Consider the following 623-nt stretch of genomic DNA (forward strand, 5'->3'; position numbering starts at 1 on the left):
TACTGGTTCGGGCTCGCCGAGCTGAAGGCCAAGATGCTCGAGGCGCAGGACCGCGGGGTCACCCTCCGCATGGTCTCGGAGAAGCGCAACGAGCCCAGCAGCACCCCCTTCAGCGCCGCCGAGCTGAAGAACGGCTCCACCTGGACGTGGTGCACCAACAGCTGCCTCGGCAACGGCCCCGACGACGTCAACGCCATCAACCACGACAAGTACTTCGTCTTCACCGCCCTGGACGACGGGCGGAAGAACGTGGTCTGGCAGAGCTCGCAGAACATCGCCCTCTCCCAGTCCGGCGAACTGAACAACGCGCTGGTGGTCTCCGGCAACGCGACGCTCGCCGCGCGTTACATCGCGCACTTCCAGGACCAGGTCAAGCACGCCGGCGACAGCCTGCACACCACGTACGACCACACGACGAGCGACCCGGACGCCCCGGTGGAGGCGTTCTTCTTCCCGCGCGACACCTCGTCCGACGCCTCGCACTACGGCAACGCCGACATCGTCGCCTCCTTCATCGACGACGTCGACTGCGCCCGCGACGGCCGCATCCGGATCTCCGCGGCCGAGCTCGACGAGCGCAGTTCGCGGCCCGCGATCTACACCGCGCTGGCGGCCAAGAGGGG

Annotated in this window: 1 pseudogene; it reads left to right on the forward strand. The window is 67.9% G+C overall.

Annotated features, from left to right (window positions below):
- A pseudogene (locus LPA54_RS34955) lies at positions 1-623 on the forward strand (hypothetical protein); the annotation flags it as partial.

The organism is Streptomyces sp. DH12 (genome assembly GCF_020873895.1).
Classification (GTDB): domain Bacteria; phylum Actinomycetota; class Actinomycetes; order Streptomycetales; family Streptomycetaceae; genus Streptomyces.